We start from the raw sequence: 21,675 nt of genomic DNA on the forward strand, positions 1-21,675 counted from the left end.
ATAGAATTTTAAAATTTATTAACTTTGAATAAAATAAGATGAAAAAAATGGAAATTACACTGAAAGATTTAGAAAATAATATCAGAACGCTTCCTGAAAATTTTTATGAGGAAGTGAATGATTTTATTGATTTCTTGAAGACAAAATACACCAGAACAAATGGAGACGATTGGTCAGGAATTTTATCTGAACCTCAGAGAGAATCAATAAAAAAAGGAGTTGATGACATACAAAACGACAGAACTTTAAGTCATGAATCTGCTCAAAAGAAAATCAAAGATTATATTACTTCGAAGAAATAATAATGGAAATTATTTGGTCTGAAGAAACTCTAAGGAATTATTTAAAGGTAATTGATTATTTGTTTGAAAACTGGACAATTAAAGAAATTGAAAGATTTGAAAATCATTTTAATAAATTAATTGATAATCTGAAAAATCACGTTGCGATTTGTCCAAAATCTAAAATTCTGAATTTGAGAAAGTGCATTATTGATGAAAATAATTCTTTAATATATCAGGAAATAAATGATAAAATTTTTCTTGTAACGATTATTGATAATCGAAGTTTTCATTTCTATTAATAATAAAAATCCGAATCTACATTGAAGATTCGGATTTTTTTTAGCTTAAATTTTAATTCAAAATTACAAATTCTCCAAGATAAAATCAGTCATTTTCTGATACAGCTGCGGTCTTGTCTGGCCCCCGTAAATTCCGTGGTTTTTATCAGGATAAGCCATAAAATCAAACTGTTTTTTGTTCTGAATCAATGCTTCTGAAAATTCCATGGAATTTTGGAAATGCACGTTGTCATCAGCAGTTCCGTGGATTAATAAGAATTTTCCTTTCAATAAATTGGCGTATTCAGTTGGTGAATTTTTGTCGTATCCCTCCGGATTTTCCTGTGGAGTTCTTAAGAATCTTTCTGTATATACCGAATCGTAATATCTCCAGTTGGTAACGGGCGCTACGGCAATCCCCATTTTGAAAACGTCTGCACCTTTCGTCATGGCCAAGCTGGTCATATAACCTCCAAAGCTCCATCCAAACATCCCGATTCTGGATTTGTCAATATAAGATTGATTTCCAAACCATTTTGCCGCTGCAATCTGATCTTCAATCTCATATTTTCCTAAATTCATGTACGTTACTTTCTTGAATTTAGCTCCTTTATAGCCTGTTCCGCGACCGTCTACACAAGCGATGATGTATCCTTTTTGGGCCAGCATTTCAAACCATAAAGCATTTCCATTATCCCATGAATTGGCAACCTGCTGAGAACCCGGTCCTGAATATTGGAACATAAACAGCGGATATTTTTTGTTTTTATCAAAGTTTTTAGGCTTGATGATCCACGCATTCATCTGATCTCCGGCTTCGTTTGGAATGGTCATAAATTCTTTTTCCACAAAATTATCTGCTTTCAGTTTTTGAAGCTGGGCATCATTGTTTTGAAGTTCTTTTACCAACTTTCCGTTTCCGTCTTTTAAAACAAATGTATAAGGCTTTGAAGCGGTAGATGATGTTTCAATAAAGTAATTGTAATTTTTGCTGAAACTTGCGGAATTATTCCCTTCTGCATTTGAAATGAGCTGAGATTTTCCGTTTTCGATGTTTACTTTCGAAACCACTTTATTGATGCTCCCTTTTTCTGTTGTCTGAACATAAATTTCTTTTGATTTTGGATTATAACCGTAATAATCGGTTACTTCCCAGTTTCCTTTGGTAACCTGTTTTTTTCAACTTTCCGTCTTTATCGTACCAGTATAGATGACGGTTGCCATCTCTCTCTGAACCCCAAAGGAAAGAATCATCCTCTAAAAATTCCAATGTCGGACTGTCGGTGTCAATCCATTTGTCGTCCGTTTCGGTGAACAATTTCTGGACAGAACCTGTTTTGGTATTTACTTTCAGAACATCAGAAGCATTTTGAATTCTTTGGGAAGTAATCAAAACAATTTCGTCAGCTTTTGCGGTCTGAATAACGTTTGGAATATAATAGTTTTTAAATGAGCTTAAATTTAAAGAAATGGTTTTTCCATTGTCAATACGGTACAGCTCTGCCGAAACCTTAGAATTTTTTTCTCCTGCTTTAGGATATTTGTAGCGCATTTCAGATGGGTAAAGCGTTTTTCCATAAATCGGAATGTAAATTTCCGGAACCTCACTTTCGTCTGATTTTACAAAAACGATCGCATCAGAATTTTTTGTCCATTCGTACTGTCTTGCATGTCCGAATTCTTCTTCATAAACCCAGTCTGCAAGCCCGTTGATAATTGAATTTTTTTTGCCGTCAGTCGTAATCTGCGTAATTTTTCCTGAATTTAAATCCTGGTAAAATAAATTATTCTCAGCAATAAAAGCAACCTTTGTAGCATCAGGCGAAAATCTAGGTTCCTGTACAAATTTTCCTTCATTTAAAGCAACTGTTTTTCCTGATTTTAAATCTTTAACCTCAAATTTCCCAAGAAAAGAATGTCTGTAAATAGGCTCGCTTTCTTTTAGCAGAAGGATTTTAGACTCATCATCAGAAAACTCATAGCTTTCAAACCGACCGTCCACAATATTTCCTTCTTTTTGTGAAGTTTTGTAAGAATATTTGGCGATTCCTCCCTGTTCAATAACTAAATAATTCTCACCGTTTTTCATGGAAGTAATACCGGCAATGCCTTTTCCCCGGTAGTATCCTGAATATATTTTGTCTAAAGTGATTTCCTGTGCAGCCAAATTTTGAAATGCAACCGCCAGGGTAAGTGTTAATATGAATCTTTTCATTTTGAATTTTAAAGATCTCAAATATAACAATTTTATGAATGGCAAAAAAAGCATTTAAAACCTAACCTTTGGCAAAAGAATTGAATATTAAGATTAATAATCAAATCATATAATAATTATGGAAACGAATGCTTACGATCAAAAACTGAACCGATATGAACTTGAAGATAAAATTGTATATACCGGATTTCCAAGCTATAACGATGCTGAAGAATATGCTCAGAAAAAAAATGGGGAATTGGTAGAAGTAGGTTTTAAGGATGGAAATGATAATCCTGAAATCTGTGATGAAGCCAAATTGCTTGATAAAAAGCTACATTATTTTGTAGATGCCGGCAAAGAATACAAGTTTATTCACTCTTCAGATCCTGGTTTTAAAGATTATGCAGACGAATTACAGAAAATAAAAGCAAAACTGCAACAATCTCCACCTGATGAACGGTATATCGCGAGTTTTGAAATCGAAAATGCTGAAGACCCGATTGTTGTCATTAAAAATGATCATTTTGAATCGGTAACTTCGAGAGAACGGTCAAAATATCTGAAGCACGCAAAAGTGTATGAAATAGGAGTTTCAGTACCAAAATCTTAAAAATCTTATATTATGAGCAAGACTAAATATTCAGAAAAAGCTCAGGACAAAGTAGAAAAAGTAATGCACGAATTCAAGGAAGGAAAACTGAAATCTTCTTCCGGAGAAAAAGTGAAAAGCAGAAAACAGGCAGTTGCCATAGGTATTTCTGAAGCGAGAGAAAAAGGTTTGAAAGTACCTAAAGAAAAAAAGAAAAAAGATTAATAAAAGCCGGCCTGAAAATTTTCAGGCCGGCTTTTTATTTTATCCTTCATAATTATAAAGAATCTGATAATATTCATCTGCCATTCGGTCACTGTTGAACTGATCCTTCACGTCATTCATAGAATTGTACTGTATTTTTCTCCATTTATTCGGATTATCATAATAAGCAGGAAGAATTTCATTTTCAAGAATTTCGTATAGCTTATTCATATCATAATTATCCTGTTCATAGATACTCATGTTCTCGTAATCGCCTTTCGAAACCACGAAAGAATTTTCTCCGTGTTTTGCAAATTCCGGGATCCATCCATCATCCGTGGAAAGATTGATAGAGCCGTTCATCGCTGCTGTCATTCCTGATGTTCCCGAAGCTTCCCTCGGAACTCTGGGATTATTCAACCAAAGATCAGAGCCTTGCTTTAGAGATTTACTTAGTGAAAGCTCGTATCCTGTAAGCACCGCCATATTTTTATTGTTTTTACTCTCTTCCACCAGGGAATTAAAAATAGAAATTGCAGAATAATCCATCGGGTAAGGCTTTCCAGCCCATATGATCTGTACAGGATATTTAGGGTGATTCAGCAGTTTGTAGAATCTTTCCTTATCCTGCAAAAGAAGGTCTGCCCGTTTGTAACCTGCGAATCTTCTTGCCCAGACAATGGTAAAAATATTGGGGTTAAAAAGATTTCCGGTTTGATCAGCAACGATATTGAATAATCTTTTCTTTAAATGTTTTTTGCGGTAGTCGAAAATGGTTTCGTCATTTACATCTTTTGCGTTGTAGAGTATTTTATCCGACCAGTATTTGAATTCCTGTGCGTTGGTGATGGAAGTGATTTTACAGATTCCTTCATATTTACTCCACATTGCTCTCGAAACATCGCCGTGAAGCTTTGAAACACCGTTGGCAATATGAGCCATTTTCAGGGCGCAGAGCGAATGGTTGAAGCGGTCGTCGGGAGATCCTTCAATTTTTTTAACATCTTCCATGCTGAAGCCTGAAAAATACGACATATCATAGCAAAGTCTCAGATTATGTTTTTCATTTCCTGCCTCTTCCGGGGTGTGGGTTGTGAAAACCAGTTTTTCTTTTACTCTGTTCAGATTTCCGTTGTATTTTTTAAGTAAATGAAATGCGGCAGGTAATCCGTGAGCTTCATTGAGATGATAAATGTCTCTCTCCACATTCATTTCATCCAGCAGTTTTGCCCCGCCTTTTCCCAAAAGAATATACTGAGCCAGTTTGGTAGACTCGTTGCCATCATACAGTTTGTGGCAGATCGTTTTTGATACATGATCATTTTCGGGAACGTCCGTAGACAGTAAAAACATGGGTGCTGTATGAAAGATTTCAGGATCAAGATACCATACCTTTACCCAAACCGGCGCACTATGGATTTCAATCTGGAATTTTATTCCCGTATCCTCAAGGAAACTGTACATTTTTTTTGTCCAGACAGGTTGCAATGTCTGATCATGATTTCTCGCCTGGTCATAATATCCGAATTTCCAGAGAATACCGATTCCGATGAGATCCTGTTTCAGATTATAAGCGCTCCTCATATGAGAACCTGCTAAAAATCCGAGACCTCCGGAATATATTTTTAAAACCTGCTCTATGGCAAATTCCATTGAAAAATAAGCTACTTTTTTAGAATATTTGGGATTAATGCCGAACGGCATTGTAAAGTTTCTAAAATCCATGCATCACAGTTTTATATTTGAAAAGCCAAAGGTATTAAATATGAAAGTAAACTATATGTTAATTATTGGATAAATTATTTTTAAAAAAATATTAGCATTGATTTTTTATTTATCTTTAAGTGTAAATTTTTGATAATCAAAACTTCATGACATGAAACCGAAAGTTTTATGTGTTCTATAACGATAAAAAGCAAGCACATGAAAAAGGCATTTTCTGATGAAGATTTAATTAAAAATCTAAGCTTATATTATCTTAATCGACATTTGAAAAAAAAGCCGATTGAGAAATATCACCGTAAAATAGACGAATCTCCGCTTCATGACCGTGAAAAATACAAGAAAAAAGTCAGAGATATTGCTCCTCAATTCTTTCATGCATCATTTTCCTGAAGTTAAATTTGAAGATTTAACCTGCGAAAGTCCCGACTTCATCGCGAAATTCAACGACAAAAAGATCGGAATTGAATTGACCGAAGTGATCAATCATCTTGAAATGAAAAAGATTGAAAGCAGTTTAAACAAAATTTTCCGTCAGGCAGAAATATTATTGGAACAGGAAGACACTACGAAATATCGTGGTGTTTATTTTTTAGAATTCCACTCAAATATACGTCCCGATACGCTCGAAAATCAGCAGGAAATTATTTTAAATATCTATAAAAGTATCAAACGCGGAAAACCGCTCGGCTGTGTAAAAAGTATAAGAAAATCTTTTCACAGAAGAAATGTTTTCATTACCCACGAGTACAACATGAATCTATTTGACGAACTCTGCTCTGAAAAAATTGTTGAACTCATCGAAAAAAAGAACGAAAAGTTTCCTTATTACGACACTTCTGTAGACGAATGCTGGCTGGTGATTGTTTCGGATATGAATTCTATTGCTTCCCGCTACACATTTATTCAGGACAAAGAACATCTGCATCAGGTCAAAAGTCCGTTTCATAAAATTTTTCATCTCGAAAACCTTTGTGGAAATATTACAAGTATAAAATGATTCGTTGAGAATGCTTTATTATTTTTTGATTTTTAATGAATTATATTAAATAAATTTGATATAATTGATGTGAAATGTTTATATTTGGTATTCACAAAGTTATCTCACTGAATAATAACCAAATTGAAAAGCATGAAGAAATATTTACTCTTTTTTCTCCTTTTATTATCGAAAAATCTTTTTTCCCAGGCCGATTGCTCCACTGCACTTTCAGTTTGCGGAAATTCGAACATTACATACTCTCCATCAGGGATTGGTGCGACCAATGAAAATCTGGGCGGATGTCTTATAAGCGGCGAACACAATTCGATCTGGTACAAAATTACCATTGCAACCGGCGGAACGCTTACTTTTAATCTGGTTCCGAGTGATCCGGATGCAGATTACGACTGGGCAGTATATGGCCCCAACGCTACCTGTGGGAGTCTGGGAGCGCCTATACGATGCAACGCAGCTACAGTAATAGGGGTTGGAGCTTCAACCGGACTGAATATGACGAGTACGATCACCAGTGCAGCGGGAGGTTCTCTTACGCCTTACTGTAGGTATCTTGATGTTTTGCCGGGGCAGACCTATTATTTATACATAGATAACTGGGTGGATGTTTTCAATCCCGTGACAGCTCCATTTTCACTTACGTGGGGCGGAACGGCCACACTCGCATCTCCGTTTACCAATCCAAATATTCAGACGCAGCCATTCACCCCGCCAGGAGCTCCTGCAGCAAATCCTGCAGATCCTAGAGAAATTATTATCTGCCAGAATCCGGCAATTTTCGATTTCAGCACCTTATCGGCGGGTATTCTGAACGGAAATTCCAATTTCCAGATTACCTATCATACCTCTCAGAATGATGCGCTTTCAGGAGCAAGTCCTATTCTTACACCACAGACGGTGAGCATGACGGCAACCTATTATTACAGTATTCATTATCAGGATCCCGCAGATCCCAATAACCCGATCAATTTATGCAGGCAGGTAGGCGCATTTAAGTTTAAACAAGGAAATATTACCGGAACGAATGTCACGCTTTACAGCTGTAATAACAATAATGCAGGTACCGCGACTTTTAATCTTACCACTGCGGCAGTATTCTCAGATCCCAATGCTGTAAAACAGTATTACCATACCATGAGTGATCTTAATGCCGGGGTTAATCCAATTACCAATGCTGATACATTCGTTTCTGCCGAAGGAATTGTATATGTGAAAATTACTTCTCAGTACGGCTGCGTGGGTACGGCACAGATTACCCTGAAATTCTACCCTCAGGTGGTTGTTACCGAAGCAACTTTAAGATCTTGTTTTATTGAATCTAACCCTTCAACGGCTTTGTTTAATCTTACAACAGCACCGGTTACCACCCAGACAGGAACGAAAACATATTTTCCTTCCTTGGCTGATGCACAGAATAATACCAATCCTATTCTGCTTTTTGCAAATTATATTTCGTCAAACGGAGCTGCTTTTATAAAAGTAACTGACGGAAATGGCTGTTATGCCATCGCAAAAGTCAATCTGATTGTCATTCCGCCTGTATATTCTGATGTTCTGAAAGACAAAACCATTTGTATGGAAGACAAAACAACACTTGATGCAGGACCAGGCTTTACCTCCTACGAATGGAGCACCGGGGCCACTACACAGACAATATCTAATGTTGGCGTAGGAACTTACTGGGTGAAATTGAAGACAGGCAGTTGTATAACACGGCAAACAGTAACTATATACCCATCCGAACAACCCGTGATTTCTTCCGTGGATATTACCAATAATACAGTAACCGTAAATGCTTCAGGAGGACAGGCTCCTTACCAATATTCTACGGATGGCATCAACTGGCAGGAATCTAATGTGTTTACCAATATGCCGAGAGGTGATAATCATGTTTTTCTTAAAGATGCTTATGATTGTGACCCGATTACCATCACGATTGTTGTTCCGAATCTGGTGAATGTAATTACTCCGAACGGTGACGGGGTGAATGACGTGATTGATTATTCTGCACTGGGAAATAAACAGAATCTGGTATTTAATATTTTTGACAGATACGGCAATAAAGTATTTCAGGCAGACAAGCTCAGAGGCTACAAATGGAACGGAACCATGGACGGGAAAAAAGTTCCTACCGGCACCTACTGGTACTCGGTAACCTGGAATGAAAACGATAAAAAGAATACTCTAATCAAATATTCCGGTTGGGTAATGGTGAAAAACAGAGATTAGTACATGTAAACTGCCGCGAAAGTGGCAGTTTTTTTATATATACATTTTTAGCTTAGTTACGAAGGTTTTTGTTTAGTTAAGAAGATCTATTGTCTGGTTAAGAAGGTTTTTTGCCTGTTTATTTTTATATTAGATTTAAATTTTCAGATATGAAAGATCTATTCATAAAACGTTTTGAATATTACAAAACCTTGGGCGACAAATCTTTTTTACAGCTTTCCGAAGATCAGATTTTCTGGCAGTTTAATGAAGAAAGCAATTCTATAGCCGTTATTGTAAAACATATTGCAGGAAATATGCTTTCAAGATGGACTGATTTCTTAACATCAGACGGAGAGAAGCCCGATCGTAAACGTGATGAAGAATTTGTCAATACATTTTCCACAAAAGATGAAGTACTACAGTATTGGGAAGCCGGCTGGAAATGTCTTTTTGATGCATTGAATCAGATTAATAATGAAAATTTACACTCCATTATTTATATCAGAAACGAAGCGCATACGGTATTGGATGCGGTCTTGCGTCAGCTGGCACATTATCCGTATCATATAGGGCAGATCGTATATATTGCCAAAATGATGAAAAATGATGACTGGAAAACTCTTTCTATTGCAAGGAATAAATCGGATGAGTTCAATTCTCAGATGAAAACAAAGTTTATTGAGGATCATATTGCTTCAAATTCTTCACCTGTATGCTTCCAGAGCAGCCCTGAAGTCAGGGATGAATTTAAATAATAGACTCAATCGATTTACAATTTATATTAAATTGATTATCTTTGCCCCCACAAAATTCACGATCAATAAATGTCTCAATTTCATAGAACTGCCGCATTTCATACCTTAGGCTGCAAATTAAATTTTGCGGAAACATCTACCATTGCCCGTCAATTAACTGATGCAGGATATGAGAAGGTAAGTTTTGATGAAAAAGCAAATATCTATGTGATTAATACCTGCTCCGTAACGGAAAATGCCGACCGCGAATGTAAACTGCATGTAAAAAGAGCAATGAAAGCCAATCCGGAAGGTCTTGTGGTAATTGTCGGATGCTATGCACAGCTGAAACCAGAAGAAATCTCACAGATTGAAGGGGTTGATCTAGTTCTTGGAGCTAAAGAAAAATTCAATATTCTGAGTTATCTTGATGATCTTGAAAAATCTGAAAACGAAGGCATTGTCCATTCCTGCGAAATTGAGGAAACGGATTTCTTTATAGGGAGTTATTCGATTGGTGACAGAACAAGAGCTTTTCTTAAGGTTCAGGATGGTTGTGATTATAAATGTACTTACTGTACGATTCCCTTAGCAAGAGGAATTTCGCGTTCCGATACCATTGAAAATGTTCTTAAAAATGCCAGAGAAATTTCCCAGAAAGATATTAAAGAAATTGTTCTTACGGGAGTAAATATTGGCGATTACGGTAAAGGCGAATTCGGAAATAAGAGACATGAACATACTTTCTTAGATTTAATTTCTGAGCTCGACAAAGTAGAAGGAATAGAAAGAATCCGGATATCTTCCATCGAGCCTAATCTTCTGAAAGATGAAAGTATAGAACTGGTTTCAAGGAGCAGAAGCTTTGTTCCGCATTTTCATATTCCGCTACAATCCGGAAGTGATGATCTTCTGAAAAAAATGAAGCGTCGTTATCTTACGAAATTATATAAAGATAGAGTTGCTAAAATCCGTGAGGTGATGCCTGATGCGGCTATTGGGGTCGATGTGATCGTCGGTTTTCCTGGTGAAACAGAAGAGTTGTTTATGGAAACTTATAATTTCCTTAATGAACTTCCTATTACGTATCTGCATGTTTTTACTTATTCTGAAAGAGAAAATACCGAAGCTGCCGATATGGAAGACATAGTTCCTATTCCTGAAAGAAAAAAACGTAACAAAATGCTCAGAATTCTTTCTGAAAAGAAAAAGATGGCATTTTACCAGACACAGCTCGGAAAAACACTTCCTGTACTTTGGGAACACGAAAACAAAGACGGAAAAATGTTTGGCTTCACAGAAAACTATGTGAGAGTACAGAAGGATTTTGATGCCGCATCTGTTAATCAGATTGAACTCCTGAACTTAGAAAAAATACTGTCAGATGGCACGGTTTCTGTGCGGTCTTCTTTTGAGAGATTTTTGGAAAAGTTGTGATGATTATTGCTTTGCAAAGCAACAGGTTTATCTTAATATAATTAATAATTTTGAACTAAATTACAATAGGGACGTATAGTCCCTATTGTCGTTTAACTCTTGTTGGCTATCATTTTATTTTTATAATTTTTTAACGGGGCTTCCAATGTAAACTCCCTCTTCACGTATATCTTTAACTACAATGCCACCCATGCCAATCGTTACATTATCGCAGACTTTTATTCCTTGTCTTATGGATGAATTTGTTCCAAAATAAACGTTATCTCCGATTTCACAAAGTCCGCTAATATTCGTTGCGGGTGCAGTCGTAAAATAATCTCCGATTTTACAATCATGCCCGATTGTTGTATGCAGGTTTAAATGAGCATGTTTACCGATTGTAATATCTGTTGTAACAATCGTTCCTGCAGTGATTATACTTCCTTCTCCAATTTCAACGTATTCAGAAATTATTGCAGATGGATGTACTATTGTGGTATATTTTGTTTCTTTTGGAAGTTTTTCAACTGCTTTTTTCCGGATTTTAGGGTCCCCAATTGCAACGACTACATGATAATCGGCTGGGTCAAATTGATCATCCGTAATTACAGAAATACCATGAACGGTTTTTGTCTTTTCATAAAATTCTTCGGTTTCCAAAAAGCATGCTATTTCTTCAATTTTTAAGCCTGTTCCCGCAATACAATCAGTTAAGCACATGAGCACTTCCTTTCCAAAACCACTTGCTCCGACAATTAAAATTTTGTTGTCAAATTTTATCATATTTTTATTTTGTTTTTTCTTCTGACATAACCAACGTCCAAATTTACGTATTGCTTGAAAAATTATTGTCATAAAAATTCACAAAATAATATTCATGAATTAAAATTATTTTATGATTTTATAGAATTGAAGAATTTTATAAATTGATTGATAAATAAATAAGAATTTTATAATGTTATAATTGATATTTTGTAAAATTTATAAATAAACAAAATACTTAAGATTATTCAAATGCATATCTTGGGACAAATGTATTAAAATTGAGATCAAAAGACCATTTGATTCTCAATAATCAGACCATTCAAGTCTTTTATAATCTTTATCTTTGATAGAAAAATAATAGAAAATGAGAGATAAGTTTTTATCTTGGGGAATTGTATTGGTGATTGTTACATGGGTTGTGGCATTGCTGATCAGGGCGCATTACTGGATACCTATTTTTTTAACGGCTGTTTATTTGCTCGGGGTTTATAATGCCTATCAGACAAAACATGCTATTCTGAGAAATTTTCCTGTACTAGGATATTTCAGATATTTCTTTGAAAGTATTTCGCCGGAAATGCAGCAGTATTTTATCGAAAGAGAAACAGATGGTAAGCCTTTTCCAAGAAACCAACGTTCTGCAGTGTACAGAAGAGCTAAAAATTTAAGTGACACCGTTGCATTTGGTACTCAGTTGGAGGTCAATCATCGCAAATATGAAGGGATAAAGCATTCCATTTATGCAAAATCTCCATCGGAAGAGCTTCCGAGAGTATGGTTGGGAGGTGAGCAGTGCAGCCAGCCTTATCATGCTTCTTTATTTAATATTTCAGCGATGAGTTTCGGGTCATTGAGTGACAGAGCTCAGATGTCGCTGAACAGAGGTGCAAAAAAAGGAAACTTTTATCACAATACAGGTGAAGGAGGGATTTCGCCTTATCACCTTGAAGGAGGAGATCTCTGCTGGCAGATCGGAACCGGATATTTCGGCTGTAGGGATAATGAAGGAAAATTTGATCCTGAACTTTTCAAAAAATATTCTAATCTTCCGAATGTGAAAATGATTGAAATTAAACTATCGCAAGGAGCCAAACCTGGTCACGGAGGCGTTTTACCGGGAGTGAAAAATACTCCTGAAATTGCAAAAATACGTCATGTAACACCCGGAATGACTATCATCTCTCCACCATCACATTCTGCGTTTTCTAATGCGTCGGGACTGCTGAAATTTGTGCAGCAGCTTAGAGAATTATCAGGGGGGAAAGCCTGTAGGGTTTAAGCTCTGTATTGGTGATACAAAAGAGTTTGAAGATATATGCGTTCAGATGAATGTGATGAAAATTTATCCGGATTTTATAACAATTGATGGTGCGGAAGGCGGAACAGGCGCAGCGCCTCCTGAATTTTCAGATGGTGTGGGAATGCCTTTGGAACCAGCACTTATTTTTGTCAACAAAACACTCAAAAATTACAACTTACGAAATAAACTGCGTGTGATTGCCAGTGGAAAAGTTTTAACGAGTTTAGATATTCTGAGAGCGGTTGCCATGGGTGCGGATATGTGTAATAATGCAAGAGGTTTTATGTTCTCATTAGGCTGTATTCAGGCGTTGAGGTGTAATTCAAATAACTGTCCGACCGGTGTTGCCACGCAGGACAAAATGCTAATCAAAGGACTGGATGTTACTGATAAGGCTGAAAGGGTATATCATTTTCATAAAAATACACTCCATACATGTAATGAACTTATTGCGGCTGCCGGAAGAAGTTCTTATGAGGAAGTTGATGCCAGTATGTTCATGAGGGGTGACGAATTTGACCATCTTTCAGATCTCTATTTTCCGGACATTTTAGGAAATGTAAAAAAAGTAAATCCGGTTTTTAAACATAAAAAAAATCGCTTCATATTTTGAAGCGATTTTTTTTATTTATTGATCAATGGTAGGCCTTACATTGGCCTTATAGATTTCAAAGTTAAATACAAAACAATTGTTTTGTAGGGAATATCCCGTGTAATTGTAATGGGTGTTTCTCGCAAAAGCAGCTCTTGACGGTACAATAATAACACCCTGCAAATTGTAAGCATCACCATCAGCTTTGTTGGCATATCCTTCAAAATATTTTAATCCTTCCTGAAGTCCTTCGATTTCATAATAGCTTCTTTGCTTTGCTGCATCCGAATTATTAGTATTATTTACTATAGAATTTTTAACATAATAAAACATTGGATCAGTCACAGGTGACCCTGAACCATTAATGGTATTTAAAAGAGTTCCTGCGCTTCCAAAAGAAACTTTCCCGTCACTTTCTGAGGCAAGATAGTAGTTGGCTCTCATCATCACTCTGATTTGGGTAGCGTTAGTTGATGTAGGATTTGTATCTAATGTTACTCCTGACGACGGTTGCGCTCCGTTTCTAACAATATAAATAACTCCTGAAGAAAGTTTTACCGGACTAAGTTCGGAAAGCTTTTTTTCATTATCATCCGCGGTATCCGTAGAGCTGAAAGCTTTTATATTTCCTTGTGAATCGAGATAGTTCTCATCCATAAATTTTTGAATAGCCTGATCGTCATATGAGTTTCTTACTGCTATATCATCCGGTTCTACAAAAGTTTCAACCTCATCATCCTTTTTACAAGCAGAAAAACACAGAGATCCCGCAAGGATATATAAAAATATTTTTTTCATTTCAAAAACTTTAATTACTTTACAAAGAATATAACGGCAAAAGTATAAAAAATTATGAGAATAGATAAATTTTTATGGAGCATTCGTTTTTATAAGACCAGAACCATTGCTGCTGAGGAAATTAAAAAGAACAGAGTTTCTATTGGTGATTCGGTGGTGAAGTCTTCCAAAGAGGTGAAGGAAGGAGATGTAATAAAGATCCGTAAAAATCAGATTGACTATAAAATTAAGGTAATTCAGATCCCGAAAAGCAGGATAGGAGCGAAGTTGGTTCCCTTGCACATAAAAGATGTGACGGATAAAGAACAGTACGAACTTCTGAAAATGCGTAAAATGTCACAGGATTATTACAGAATCAAAGGAGAGGGAAGGCCTACGAAAAAAGACAGAAGAGAAATGGATGATTATGTAGATAATGATATTTCTTCTGATTTTACCGACTGGGATGACTTTTTTGGTGAAACGAATGATGACTCTGAAGAAAATTAAAACAAAGCTCTAGGAATAGAGCTTTTCTATTATTTCAACGACAATTGCATCGGGTTCCCTGTTGTCTGTATTTACACTGAATTGTGCTTTGCTGTAGAAAACATTTCTCTCAAATAAATGCTTGGCTATAAATTCCGGCAAATCTTCATCTGAAACATTGGCTATCAGAGGACGTTTTTCTTTCTGTTTAGTAAGTCTTTCCAATAGAGTTCCAATAGAAGCTTTCAAAAAAACACTTTTTGAATTATTATTGATGATTTCCATGTTATTATAGTATGCCGGTGTTCCTCCTCCGAGGCTCAAAATCACATTTTCTTCAGTAGCAAGAATTTCTTCCAAAGCCTCTCGTTCAAGCTTTCTAAAAGAGATTTCTCCTCTTTTTGAGAATATTTCAGGAATGGTTAATTTATTTCTCCTGGAAATCTCTTTATCGAGGTCAATCAGTTTAAAATTGAGTTTTTCGCTTAATATTTTGGAAATGTGAGATTTGCCACTTCCCATGTATCCGACCAGTGAAATTATCATGAATTTTTTTTTAACAAATTTGCAAAAAAAGTTTTGAGAAATAAAAAAAAAGCTATATCTTTGCACCACTTAAAACAAGGGACATTACTCAAATGAAAACTTGATAATAAAGTGGCCGACTCGGTAGCTCAGCTGGTAGAGCAATACACTTTTAATGTATGGGTCCTGGGTTCGAATCCCAGCCGGGTCACTAGCAAAAAAAATTACTGAAACTTTGTGATTTTATGCCTGTGTGGTGAAATTGGTAGACACGCCATCTTGAGGGGGTGGTTTCCTAAGGATGTGCTGGTTCGAGTCCAGTCGCAGGCACTGCAGAAAATAAAAATAATTAATACTGAAAAATAAGAATTTTGTTTTATATTTATCATTATTAATTGTGGCCGACTCGGTAGCTCAGCTGGTAGAGCAATACACTTTTAATGTATGGGTCCTGGGTTCGAATCCCAGCCGGGTCACAAGTTTACTGAAAAGTAAATTTTTTTCATATTAATATTTTGTGATTTGGTGTTTCAAAGGCTTCCTCAAGAAGCCTTTGATTTTTTTTAAAAATAATTTATCTCTTTTGTTTGATTTAATTTATTTTCTATCTTTGCTGAGAATTTTTTTAAACTTATTTATCATGAAAAAACAAATCTTGTTTTATTTAATTTTCGTCTTAACTTTTTTTTAGTACAGTTTCATGTTCTAGAGATGATTCAGAGGAGCAAATTTTGTCCAACTCCCTAGTGAATAGCAAGGTAAAAACATCGTCTCAGAGTAAATTTGGAGTTGCAACTATTTATTCTTTTTACAGCTCTAAATATTCTTCTCATTACTATAGTGCAGATCCGGTTGCACCTCAGTATTATGTTAATGAAGGACCTGCATTTTATGCTTCATTAGACGGTTCTACGGAATCAGGTTTATATCCAGTTTATAGGTATTATAGCAGTAAGTATCAAGATCATTACTACACGACAAGTACGGTAACTCCAGCGTATTATGTAAATGAAGGAATTGCATTTTGGGGTTCAAATCTACTTAATCCAGTTTATAGATTTTATAGTAGTAAATATCAGGATCACTACCTCTCGAAAGATCCGATTGCACCACAATATTATGTTAGGGATGATGGAAATTTCGGAGCTTTTCAATCTTTCTAAAAGTTCAGAATTAAAAAAAAGGGTTATGGAATTTTTCATAGCCCTTTATAAATTTATATAGCAATGTATTAATCCAAATGGATGTTATCAATCAATCGTACTCCATCTACGAGAACAACGATGAATGCTCTGAAATTTCTGTCTTTGTAGAAAAAATCTGTTTCTTTTAAAGTGTCTTCGTCTGCAATCAGAAAATATTCAAGCTGCATACCTCTTTGATGGTCAAAAATATCCTGTACCCTTTGCTTGATTTCGGAAACCGTTAAAACCCGGAACCATTCATTAACTTTAAGTAATGTTTCATAAATGACTTTGGAAGCTTCTTTTCTGTCTTTTTTCGAGCCTTTGATTTCTGGAACTTAAAGCCAGCCCGTTTTCTGCCCTGTAAATAGGTACTCCTTTTATAGTAACCGGAATTTTATTTTTTTCAACCATTTTTTTGATGATGGCTAATTGCTGGAAATCTTTTTCTCCAAAGTAAGCATTATCCGGTTTTATCTGATTGAAAAGCTCTTCAACCACTGTTCCCACACCATCAAAGTGTCCCGGTCTTGATTTTCCTTCCATTTCATTTTCCAATCCGTCAAAATTATAATGTCTGCTCTCTGTTTTTTCGGGATAAATATCGGTCACTTCAGGAATATAGACAGCGTCTACGAGTCCTGATTTTTCAAGAATTAAAATATCTCTTTTAATATCTCTAGGGTATTTTTCAAGATCTTCCGGATTATTGAATTGAGTAGGATTAACAAAAATTGATGAAATCACTAAATCATTTTCTTCCCTGGCTATTTTATAGAGTGATAAATGGCCTTCGTGAAGTGCTCCCATAGTAGGTGCAAAACCGATCTTCTTCCCCATTTCTTTCTGTCTTTCAATGAAATCCTGAAGGATTTTCCTGCTTTTTAAAACTTCCATAGTTTATTTTAATAGTAATTCAAAAATACTAAAAATATCATATAGTAATGATATGGTTGTAATGTGTTTTAATAATTTCCTAAGGCAAATTATCGTAAAAAAATGTTAATTAAACTAATGTTGAATGTTTTTTCGTAATTTTGCGCATTAAAGCATTTTTACAAAAATTAGATAGAAATTTATGCCGAATCAAAAAATACTGTACATTACTACAGAGATGTATCCATATCAGGAAGATACGAATATGGCTGCAGTGGTAAACAAAATGGCACTTAAGATGCACAATGAAGGCAATGATGTAAGAGTTTTTATGCCAAGATTTGGACAAATAAGTGAAAGAAAATTCCAGCTTCATGAGGTGATTCGCCTTTCCGGAATGAATATTATCATTAATGATCTTGATCAGCCTCTTATTATTAAAGTAGCGTCTCTTCCGGGGGGAAAGACTTCAGGTTTACTTTATCGACAACGAAGAATATTTCAAAAGAAAACCGTATTATTTTGATGATGAGGGCAATTCTTTTGAAGATAACGACGAAAGAGCTATTTTCTTTGCCAGAGGTGTAATCGAAACCATCAAAAAGCTGAATTGGGTTCCGGACGTGATCCACCTTAACGGATGGATGTCTTCTTTTGTCCCTATTTACCTGAAAACGTATTACGAATCTGATACATACTTCAAAGATGCTAAGATTGTTCTTTCTTTATATAATGAAAAAGATGCTTCTTTAGCCTCAAATATTGATGAGAAACTGAAATTTGATAATATTTCAGGATTAAAAGCGTTAGATAATCCAAGTGTAAAAACTTTTGTAATTGAAAGTATGGACTACGTGGATATGGTTGTGAAAGGTGACGAATTCCTTGATGAAGACCTTGATAAGGCTTTTAATGAAACCTCAACTCCGAAATCAGAATATCTGGACTTAGATTCTATTAATCAACTTTATTAAAAAAACACATTTTTAATGATTCATACTATTAAAAAAGGCGATCACCGTATTTTCTCTGGTGATTTTTGGAAGTGTAATACTTTATAATTGCGAACCTGATGTTGATGATCTTGGTGAACAGCTTTTTCTAAATGGAGCTGCACAGGGTACTGAAGCACCTTTTGAGGTAACGGCCTACAATATCAATAATCACGATACGATCAGAACTGATGCCAGCAAACTTTCGTTTGGCGTACTGGGAGCTTTTGACGAAGAAAAATTCGGAATGCAGAAGGCTTCTTATCTTACACAGGTGAAATTATCAACGTATGATCCTGACTTCGGGACTAATGCAACAGTAGATTCTGTAGTCTTGGTAATAAAGCCGAGAATTGCCACAGATTCGGTCACAACGAATACGGTAGATGATAATTATACTTATACAACAGCGGCTGATGGCGCTGTAAATGCTAAAAAAGTGGTAAATACTTATCCTGTATTGAAATTTGGTAAAGCAAAAAGAAACTTAACCATCAATGTAAATGAAGTAAAAACTTTTTTAAAATCCGCTTCTGATACGGTAAAATCTAATGATTCATTTAATTTTGACTCACAAGTTATTGGTTCAAAGGTGTTTAATGGTAATGTGAGTTCTGTAGCAATTACAAAAGATGATGGGGGAACTGCCTTATTTACGGCATCCACTCCGGGTATCAGAATTTCGTTGGATAAACAGTTTTTCCAGGATAAGATTATTGCTAAAAAAAGACAAACCTGAACTTTCGGATGCCTCCAATTTTATCAGATACTTTAATGGTTTAAGAATTTCTGTTGCTGAAGATGATGGATATCTTTTCCAGTTCTATCCGGACGATATGGAAATGATCATGTATTACAAATATGAAACTACTGGCAGTACGACAAAAGCGCAAACCTCTTATTCATTTATAATGGGTTCAGGCAATGCGCATATAGGCCAGTATCAATATCAGAGAGGCAGCTCGTTTAATAGTAATGTTTTCACTTTGAACAATGCAGGCGGTAACGATAAACTCTATACTCAGGCAATGGGTGGACCTTCGATAGGGGTTAAAATTCCGGAATCTACTATTACTGATATTAAAAAGCTTATCACAGATAAAAAAGCAGGGATCATCAGTGCTAAAATAAGAATTTACACAGATCCTTCATGGAATAACAAAAATTATGCTAAACCGAGAGAATTCACTTTGTTGCGCAGGTATGTGAATCCGGATAATTCTTCTGCTCCTACTAAAGTAAGAGGTAATTTTACCAATGATTTATTAAAACTGGCGGGAGTTCCGGGATATACAATTTTTAAAGCTTATAATTTGGATGATAATCCTGCATACTACGATTTTGTCGTTACACAATCGATAAAAGAAATGGTGGAAGAAGGGAGTAAAGACTCAACAGACAAAACTGAATTCAAATACTTTAAAATTGATTTAGGTTCTTTTCTGGAGAATTCTGACAGAACAAGTCTTGCGGGATACAAATTTACATCTACACCTTTCAATACAAGCAGAGCAGTATTTGTAGGAACAGAGGCAGGAAACCCAAACAGAGTAAGACTTTGGGTTACTTACGGTACAAAATAACTTAAAAACACTTAACACACTAGATATAATAATATGTGCGGAATCGTTGGATATACAGGCTTTCAAGATGCTTACGATATAGTAATTAATGGTCTTAGAAGATTAGAATACAGAGGGTACGACAGTGCCGGAATCGTTCTGGAGGATGGAAATAATAAACTTGAAGTTGAAAAAACGAAAGGTAAAGTAGAGGATCTTGTAAACATTTCCAGTCAATTGAAAGGCAAAGCCAAAATAGGTATGGGACACACTCGTTGGGCAACTCACGGAGTTCCGAGTGACAGAAATTCCCATCCACATTTATCTAATAATGGTAAAATTGCCATTATTCATAATGGTATCATTGAGAATTATGACACCATTAAAACAATGCTTACGGAAAAAGGATTTACTTTTAAATCTGAAACTGATACTGAAGTTTTGGTAAATCTTATTCAGTATTTTATGGATCTTAAATCTGAAACCGATTTTCCTACTGCTGTAAGATATGCCTTAAATGAAGTTTATGGAGCTTATGCTATTACAGTAATGCATGAAGATTATCCTGGGGTATTAGTCGTTGGGAGACTGGGATCTCCTTTAGCTATCGGAATCGGTAATAAAGAATATTTTATTGCTTCAGATGCTTCTCCTTTTGTAGAATTTACGAAGGAAGCTATTTATCTTGAGGAGGGACATATGGCAACTATCTCACTGGAAAATGGAGTAGATATCAGAACTATTACTGAAAACTCTAAAATTGTACCTGAAATTCAGGAGCTTAAGCTTAGCTTAGAGCAGATCGAAAAAAGCGGGTATGAGCATTTCATGCTAAAAGAAATCTTCGAACAGCCAAAATCTATTCATGACACCATGAGAGGAAGATTATTGGTAGATGAAGGTGTTATTAAAATGGCCGGAATCTGGGACCATATTGAGAAATTTAAAAATGCCAACAGAATCATTATCATTGCCTGCGGAACATCTTGGCATGCAGGACTTATTGGTGAATACCTTATCGAAGAATATGCAAGAATCCCCGTAGAAGTAGAGTATGCTTCAGAATTCAGATACAGAAACCCAATTATTACTGATAAAGATGTAGTAATTGCAATTTCACAATCGGGAGAAACGGCAGATACTATGGCAGCCCTAAAGCTCGCCAAAGAAAAAGGAGCATTTATTTATGGAATCTGTAATGTTGTGGATTCATCTATTGCAAGAATCACAGATGCAGGATCTTATACACACGCAGGGCCTGAAATAGGAGTAGCTTCAACAAAAGCTTTCACTGCGCAGCTCACAATTCTTACCCTAATTGCATTTAAATTAGGACATCATAACGGAAATTTAGGAAATGCAGATTTCATGAACTTAATTGCTGAATTAGATGCTATCCCTAAAAAAATTGAAGAGGTATTAACTTCTACGCACGAACTGGTTCAAAATATCGCTAAAGATTTTGTAAGTGCTACCAACTTCCTGTATTTGGGAAGAGGTTACAATTATCCGGCTGCACTTGAAGGGGCTTTAAAACTTAAGGAAATTTCTTACATCCACGCTGAAGGATATCCTGCAGCTGAAATGAAACACGGTCCTATCGCTTTAATAGATGAAAATATGCCGATCGTTATCATCGCTCCGAAAAAAGGACATTATGATAAGATCGTGAGTAATGTTCAGGAAATTAAGGCAAGAAAAGGGAAGGTTGTTTCTGTTGTCAACTGTGGAGATACACAGGTAAGCGAAATGTCAGATTATGTTATTGAAATTCCTGAAACATCAGAATGTTTCTCACCTATTGTAGCATCAGTACCTTTACAGCTTTTGGCATATTATATTGCAGTATATAGAGGTGCCAACGTAGATCAGCCGAGAAACCTCGCAAAATCTGTTACTGTGGAATAAAAAATACTTGTAAATAAAATAAATTTAGATTTCTTTCGTTATTTCAAAAAAAATCTTAAAAGTTTCTTAAAAA

General features: G+C 35.6%; 18 protein-coding genes, 3 tRNA genes and 4 pseudogenes. 19 read left to right on the plus strand and 6 right to left on the minus strand.

Annotated features, from left to right (window positions below):
• Positions 1–38 precede the first annotated feature (38 nt).
• Both AAHI02_RS17055 and AAHI02_RS17060 read left to right on the plus strand, forming a co-directional pair.
• Entirely contained in the window at positions 39–302 is a 264-nt protein-coding gene (locus AAHI02_RS17055) for a DUF2281 domain-containing protein (RefSeq protein WP_042721829.1), read from the plus strand.
• 2 nt (positions 303–304) lie between these two features.
• The gene (locus AAHI02_RS17060) at positions 305–583 is read left to right on the plus strand and encodes a type II toxin-antitoxin system RelE/ParE family toxin (RefSeq protein WP_346984263.1); all 279 of its coding nucleotides are present in this window, start codon (positions 305–307) and stop codon (positions 581–583) included.
• Between the two features lie 63 nt (positions 584–646).
• Here the strand turns inward: AAHI02_RS17060 and AAHI02_RS17065 are convergent.
• Positions 647–2,777, minus strand: a pseudogene (locus AAHI02_RS17065) (S9 family peptidase).
• A gap of 118 nt (positions 2,778–2,895) precedes the next feature.
• On the opposite strand from AAHI02_RS17065, the gene AAHI02_RS17070 reads away from it, so the two are divergent.
• Positions 2,896–3,369, plus strand: a complete 474-nt coding sequence (locus tag AAHI02_RS17070) for a hypothetical protein (RefSeq protein ID WP_346984264.1) — start codon at positions 2,896–2,898, stop codon at positions 3,367–3,369.
• Between the two features lie 12 nt (positions 3,370–3,381).
• Positions 3,382–3,573: a DUF6496 domain-containing protein gene (locus tag AAHI02_RS17075; protein WP_042722934.1), complete on the plus strand. Its 192-nt coding sequence runs from the start codon at positions 3,382–3,384 to the stop codon at positions 3,571–3,573.
• Positions 3,574–3,612: 39 nt separating this feature from the next.
• Here the strand turns inward: AAHI02_RS17075 and glgP are convergent, their stop codons facing one another.
• A complete protein-coding gene (gene glgP / locus AAHI02_RS17080) occupies positions 3,613–5,277 on the minus strand; it encodes an alpha-glucan family phosphorylase (RefSeq protein WP_346984265.1) in 1,665 nt (554 codons plus the stop codon).
• 198 nt (positions 5,278–5,475) lie between these two features.
• On the opposite strand from glgP, the gene AAHI02_RS17085 reads away from it, so the two are divergent.
• The 5 genes from AAHI02_RS17085 to mtaB all read left to right on the plus strand — a co-directional run bounded on the left by AAHI02_RS17085 (position 5,476) and on the right by mtaB (position 10,653).
• Positions 5,476–5,667: a hypothetical protein gene (locus AAHI02_RS17085; protein WP_346984266.1), complete on the plus strand. Its 192-nt coding sequence runs from the start codon at positions 5,476–5,478 to the stop codon at positions 5,665–5,667.
• Positions 5,633–6,274 (plus strand): hypothetical protein, encoded by a 642-nt coding sequence (locus AAHI02_RS17090; RefSeq protein WP_346984267.1) that lies wholly within the window; start codon positions 5,633–5,635, stop codon positions 6,272–6,274. Before AAHI02_RS17085 ends, AAHI02_RS17090 begins: the two co-directional genes overlap by 35 nt.
• 132 nt (positions 6,275–6,406) lie before the next feature.
• A complete protein-coding gene (locus tag AAHI02_RS17095) occupies positions 6,407–8,500 on the plus strand; it encodes a gliding motility-associated C-terminal domain-containing protein (protein WP_346984268.1) in 2,094 nt (697 codons plus the stop codon).
• Between the two features lie 149 nt (positions 8,501–8,649).
• Positions 8,650–9,237: a DUF1572 domain-containing protein gene (locus AAHI02_RS17100; protein WP_346984269.1), complete on the plus strand. Its 588-nt coding sequence runs from the start codon at positions 8,650–8,652 to the stop codon at positions 9,235–9,237.
• A 69-nt stretch (positions 9,238–9,306) separates the two neighbouring features.
• Entirely contained in the window at positions 9,307–10,653 is a 1,347-nt protein-coding gene (gene mtaB, locus AAHI02_RS17105; protein WP_346984270.1) for a tRNA (N(6)-L-threonylcarbamoyladenosine(37)-C(2))-methylthiotransferase MtaB, read from the plus strand.
• Between the two features lie 120 nt (positions 10,654–10,773).
• Here mtaB and AAHI02_RS17110 read toward each other — a convergent pair whose 3' ends face one another.
• Entirely contained in the window at positions 10,774–11,415 is a 642-nt protein-coding gene (locus AAHI02_RS17110) for an acetyltransferase (RefSeq protein ID WP_346984271.1), read from the minus strand.
• 346 nt (positions 11,416–11,761) lie between these two features.
• Between AAHI02_RS17110 and AAHI02_RS17115 the strand changes: the two are divergent.
• Positions 11,762–13,310 (plus strand): annotated as a pseudogene (locus AAHI02_RS17115) (FMN-binding glutamate synthase family protein).
• A 15-nt stretch (positions 13,311–13,325) separates the two neighbouring features.
• Here the strand turns inward: AAHI02_RS17115 and AAHI02_RS17120 are convergent.
• Positions 13,326–14,087 carry a hypothetical protein gene (locus tag AAHI02_RS17120; protein ID WP_346984272.1) on the minus strand — a complete coding sequence of 254 codons (762 nt, stop codon included), beginning with the start codon at positions 14,085–14,087 and terminating at the stop codon, positions 13,326–13,328.
• Between the two features lie 54 nt (positions 14,088–14,141).
• Here AAHI02_RS17120 and AAHI02_RS17125 point away from each other — a divergent pair, with 54 nt between their 5' ends.
• A complete protein-coding gene (locus AAHI02_RS17125) occupies positions 14,142–14,576 on the plus strand; it encodes an RNA-binding S4 domain-containing protein (RefSeq protein ID WP_346984273.1) in 435 nt (144 codons plus the stop codon).
• A 9-nt stretch (positions 14,577–14,585) separates the two neighbouring features.
• On the opposite strand, the gene AAHI02_RS17130 is transcribed toward AAHI02_RS17125, so the two are convergent.
• A complete protein-coding gene (locus AAHI02_RS17130) occupies positions 14,586–15,101 on the minus strand; it encodes a shikimate kinase (protein WP_346984274.1) in 516 nt (171 codons plus the stop codon).
• 117 nt (positions 15,102–15,218) lie between these two features.
• On the opposite strand from AAHI02_RS17130, the gene AAHI02_RS17135 reads away from it, so the two are divergent.
• The 4 genes from AAHI02_RS17135 to AAHI02_RS17150 all read left to right on the plus strand — a co-directional run bounded on the left by AAHI02_RS17135 (position 15,219) and on the right by AAHI02_RS17150 (position 16,243).
• Positions 15,219–15,291 (plus strand) — tRNA-Lys (locus tag AAHI02_RS17135).
• A 36-nt stretch (positions 15,292–15,327) separates the two neighbouring features.
• Positions 15,328–15,410 (plus strand) — tRNA-Leu (locus AAHI02_RS17140).
• 73 nt (positions 15,411–15,483) lie between these two features.
• Positions 15,484–15,556 (plus strand) — tRNA-Lys (locus tag AAHI02_RS17145).
• A gap of 270 nt (positions 15,557–15,826) precedes the next feature.
• Positions 15,827–16,243, plus strand: coding sequence for a hypothetical protein (locus tag AAHI02_RS17150; RefSeq protein WP_346984275.1), 417 nt, complete (start codon positions 15,827–15,829; stop codon positions 16,241–16,243).
• Positions 16,244–16,311: 68 nt separating this feature from the next.
• Here AAHI02_RS17150 and panC read toward each other — a convergent pair.
• Positions 16,312–17,161, minus strand: a pseudogene (gene panC / locus AAHI02_RS17155) (pantoate--beta-alanine ligase).
• A 181-nt stretch (positions 17,162–17,342) separates the two neighbouring features.
• On the opposite strand from panC, the pseudogene AAHI02_RS17160 reads away from it, so the two are divergent.
• From AAHI02_RS17160 to glmS, 4 genes and pseudogenes are all read left to right on the plus strand, one after another.
• Positions 17,343–18,114: pseudogene (locus tag AAHI02_RS17160) on the plus strand (glycogen/starch synthase).
• 58 nt (positions 18,115–18,172) lie between these two features.
• Entirely contained in the window at positions 18,173–18,871 is a 699-nt protein-coding gene (locus tag AAHI02_RS17165) for a DUF4270 family protein (protein ID WP_346984276.1), read from the plus strand.
• A complete protein-coding gene (locus tag AAHI02_RS17170; protein WP_346984277.1) occupies positions 18,849–19,715 on the plus strand; it encodes a DUF4270 family protein in 867 nt (288 codons plus the stop codon). Before AAHI02_RS17165 ends, AAHI02_RS17170 begins: the two co-directional genes overlap by 23 nt.
• A 33-nt stretch (positions 19,716–19,748) precedes the next feature.
• Positions 19,749–21,602 carry a glutamine--fructose-6-phosphate transaminase (isomerizing) gene (gene glmS, locus AAHI02_RS17175; protein ID WP_346984278.1) on the plus strand — a complete coding sequence of 618 codons (1,854 nt, stop codon included), beginning with the start codon at positions 19,749–19,751 and terminating at the stop codon, positions 21,600–21,602.
• Positions 21,603–21,675 lie beyond the last annotated feature (73 nt).

This window comes from Chryseobacterium sp. POE27, assembly GCF_039727685.1.
Classification (GTDB): Bacteria; Bacteroidota; Bacteroidia; order Flavobacteriales; family Weeksellaceae; genus Chryseobacterium.